This is a genomic window from Streptomyces sp. NPDC054813 (genome assembly GCF_053611365.1).
Genome location: NZ_JBSHAF010000065.1, coordinates 5,091 through 8,853 on the forward strand (window position 1 = coordinate 5,091; position 3,763 = coordinate 8,853).

The following is a 3,763-nucleotide window of genomic DNA, read 5'->3' on the forward strand; positions in this document are numbered from 1 at the left end:
AGTTCGGGTGGTCGCGGCCGGGTTCTCTGTGACTCAGTTCCATTTGTTGTGGTTTTTTCTCGTTGCGCGGGGGCCCGGGGCGGCGCCCCCCCCCCCCCCCCCCCCACGGCTGGGCCCCGGGTACCGCCCGCCGGACGGTGGGCGTATGGGCAGGGACGGGGTGCCCCGGTTGCGTCTGGTCGTCGCGGTCGACGGGGGTGGGCCGAGGTTGTGCCGGGGGTGCAGTGGGCCGTTGATGCCGTCGGCGAAGTCGACGGCGGTGTTCTGTGAGGCGGCCTGCCGTTCGCGGCACTGGCGGCGGATGCGCCGGGCGAGGGCTCGGACCGAGGTGGTGAAGGCCGGCGTGACGGCCTCGTGTCTGCAGTGCGGGGTGGCGTGGATGGCCGGGGTCGACCGCCTGGTCTCGGCGGTGTACTGCTCTCCCGCCTGTCGCAAACGGGCCTGGCACGCGCGGCGCGCGCGGTCCGGCGAGGCGTGAGCCTGCGCGTTCGATGGATGCGGGGCCGCTTCGGCCGCCGGGGCCGTACGCCCCTCTCTGCCGGGCGAGGCGGTCGGATCTTGCGAAGTGACGGGCTTCCAGGGCGAGTCGGCGGCACATACGGGAGTCGCACCCGGGGCTCGTGGGGGTGGTGTCCGGATGACCGGGATGGTCGGCAGTGTGACCCGGCACCCCGTCATGCCGCTGCCCCGCTACCGCTACCCCTCCGACACCAGCAACCTCGAATGGGCCCTCCTGGAACAGCTCCTGCCCACCCCCGCCTGCCAGACCCCGAAAGGCGGGGCCCCGGAGAAGTGGCCCCGCCGCCGCGTGGTCGACTCGATCAGGTACATCACGGAAACGGTGCGAAGTGGAGGGCGCTGCCCGCCGACTTCGGCATCCCCTGGCGCACAGTGTTCGGGTATTTCGCCCGCTGGGCGAAGGCCGGTGCCCTGCGGCACATCCTCGACCAGCTCCGGCGGCGGTTGCGGCTGCGCCGCCGGCGGTGCCCCTGGCCGGTCGGGGTGATCGTGGACTCGCAGTCCGTCAAGGGCGCGGAGACCGTGTCGAAGGCGACACGCGGGTACGACGCAAATAAACATATAAATGGGCGAAAGCGACATTTGATCGTTGATCAGGACGGGCTGCTCGTCGACCTGCTCGTCACGCCCGCCGACGTCCAGGACCGGGACGCGGCCCGCGTCCTGCTGACCCGCCTTCACGCCGAGCACCCCGAGATCGTCCTGGTCTGGGCGGACAACGGCTACGGCGGAGACGAGTTCAGCACCTGGGCCCAGACCACCCTCGGCATCACCGTCAAGGTCGTCTCCCAGCCCAAGGACACCAAGGGCTTCGTCTTGTTGCCCAGGCGCTGGATGGTGGAGCGGTCGAATTCGTGGACGATGCGGGCCCGCCGCAACGCGAGGGACTACGAACGCCTCATGTCCCACGCCGAAGCCCACATCCAGTGGGCCTTCATCACCCTCATGACCCGCCGCCTGGCCCGGCCACACCGGCAGCCGGTCGCCCTCGCCGCCGCATGAGGGACTACACCCTCTTCCCTGGCTTGGGCGGCGTTCAGCGGCCCCACCGAGGCGACTTCAACTGGTCCCAGTTTGCGTGGCGTTCATGAAGATCAGGCGGCGCGAAGTGGCACCGTAGGGCGATTTGAGCTGGGACCACTTGGACGGTGGAAGTGGGGACGTGGTGACGGCAGCGAGGGCGTCCTCAGGTGACCTCGCCGAGATCTTCATTGAGCCGTGCCGCGGCTTCGACGCTCGACGGCCGGCTCGCGACAAGCCGGGCCAGGTGTGCTTCAAGGGCCTCGAGTTGCTCGGGCCCCATATGCGCCGCCCAGCGTTCGCGCACATCGTCGAAGAGCGAGGCACCGAGCGCCATCATGTCGTGGCCGCGGTCGGTGACCTGGAGCCGCTTGAGGCGGCCGTCGCTCGGGTCGGGCTCCCGTTCGACGTATCCGAGCTTCTCCAGTGCGGCGATCGTCCTGGCGGCGCCCTGTTTGGAGACCGAGAGCCGGCGGCCGAGCTCCGAGGCCGTGTCCGCTCCCTCGTCGATGGCGCGCAGGGCGAACTCATGCGATGCACGTACGCCCGGGTGCCCTCGGTGCGCCAGTTCGCCGTGCACGTCGTCCACCATCGACTGGAAGCCGCCGAGAAGCAGCAGCGCGAGTTCGGCGCCCGGTGAACGTGCCATACGGCGAAGCATACGAGAAACGAAGGTCGACAACCATGTTGTCGACCTATAGATTGACAACTATGTTGTCGATCGAATCTAGGAGAACGATGGACCCCATTACCGGCGGCGTCACCATCCCGGGCGTCGAACACCACCATGTCAGCCTGAACGGGACCGAACTGCACTACATATCGGCCGGGACCGTCGGCTCTCCCGTCATGCTGGTCCACGGCTTCCCCGAGACCTGGTGGGTCTTCCGCAAGCTGATCCCCCTACTCAGCGAGCACCACCGCGTATTCGCCCCCGACCTTCGCGGCTTCGGCGACTCCGCCGCCGCGACCACAGCGCACGACAGTGTGACCGCGGCCCAGGACCTGAGTGAACTGATCGCGCGGCTCGACGCGGGCCCCGTCCACCTCACGGGCCAGGACATCAGCGGTCCCACCACCTTCCGCGTCACCGCCACACGCCCCGACCTCGTGCGAAGCTATGCAGCGATCGAGACCGGGCTGCCCGGGTTCGGTGTCGAAAGGCTCGCGGACGTCGCCCACGGCGGCGCCTGGCACATCGGCGTGCTCGCCGCCCCGGGCATCCCCGAAATGCTGCTCGCCGGACGAGAGCGGGCATTCCTCGCGCAGTACGCGATCCCGTCGCTCTGCGTGGCCCCTGACGCGTTCACCGACGACGACATCGACGAACTCGTCCGCTCCTACGCACGACCCGACGCGTTCAACGGCGCGGCCGGACTGTATCGATCGATGCTCCGCGAAGGCGAAGAAATCCGCCAACTGGCATCCCGGAAACTCACCACGCCCGTGCTCGCCGTCGGCGGCAGATCGGGAGAGTTCACCCCGGCGACCCTGCGCCAGGTCGCCGAGGACGTCAGCGCCCTCTCCCTCGACGGGATCGGCCACTACGCGGCGATGGAAGCCCCCGACAGGCTCGCAGACGGCCTCCTGTCCTTCTACGAGAAACTCGACAACCTGGAGTAACGCGGGCCGGCCCACGATCACATCCACCCTGGCACCGCAAGACCCGAGGTGGGGCCGCTGAACGCCGCCCTAGCCACTCCTCCCCTTCCCCCTGCTTCACGATCAGGTGAATGGTGGTGCCGTGGCCAAGTTGATCCGACGCGACGGCAGTGAAGTCGTCCCGGCGAACCCCTGAAGGTGGACAACAACTACGGGGTGACCTTCATCGAAATAACGGAACCGCCCTGGGGAGACGACGGCACCGGGTACTACTCGCCGGGCAAGGTCCGGATCGCGAACGTCGGATCAGTCCGCCAATCGCCCACGTCACACCACCCCACCGCCGAGTCGAACCGGAGCGGATCATGCCACCCCCAGGTCCGCCGGTTCGAAGCGGAACGTTAAACGGCAAGCTAACGCATGGTCAGCCACTCACCCGAACCCGACAAGAGGTTCATCACGCCACCCACCACCGGCAGCAGCGGCGACGCCGGAAGAGAGCAAGCAACACCTGCCCCGGTTCCAGACCTAGTACTCCAGCAGCGTTTCGCTATCTGGCCTGGTCAGAGGCATCGTCCGGAGTGTAGTGGGCTGATGGTGCGTCGGGGGCGGTCTTGGCGGA

3 protein-coding genes are annotated in these 3,763 nt (G+C 68.3%); 2 read left to right on the forward strand and 1 reads right to left on the reverse strand.

The genetic code is table 11. From position 1 onward, the window contains the following. The first annotated feature begins 723 nt into the window (after positions 1 to 723). The gene (locus tag ACWGJB_RS49710; protein ID WP_453386621.1) at positions 724 to 1,521 is read left to right on the forward strand and encodes an IS5 family transposase; all 798 of its coding nucleotides are present in this window, start codon (positions 724 to 726) and stop codon (positions 1,519 to 1,521) included. Positions 1,522 to 1,705: 184 nt separating this feature from the next. On the opposite strand, the gene ACWGJB_RS49715 is transcribed toward ACWGJB_RS49710, so the two are convergent. Next, a complete protein-coding gene (locus ACWGJB_RS49715; RefSeq protein WP_453386622.1) occupies positions 1,706 to 2,188 on the reverse strand; it encodes a MarR family winged helix-turn-helix transcriptional regulator in 483 nt (160 codons plus the stop codon). An 89-nt stretch (positions 2,189 to 2,277) separates the two neighbouring features. Here ACWGJB_RS49715 and ACWGJB_RS49720 point away from each other — a divergent pair, with 89 nt between their 5' ends. Beyond that, positions 2,278 to 3,162, forward strand: a complete 885-nt coding sequence (locus tag ACWGJB_RS49720; RefSeq protein ID WP_453386623.1) for an alpha/beta fold hydrolase — start codon at positions 2,278 to 2,280, stop codon at positions 3,160 to 3,162. Positions 3,163 to 3,763: the final 601 nt, after the last annotated feature.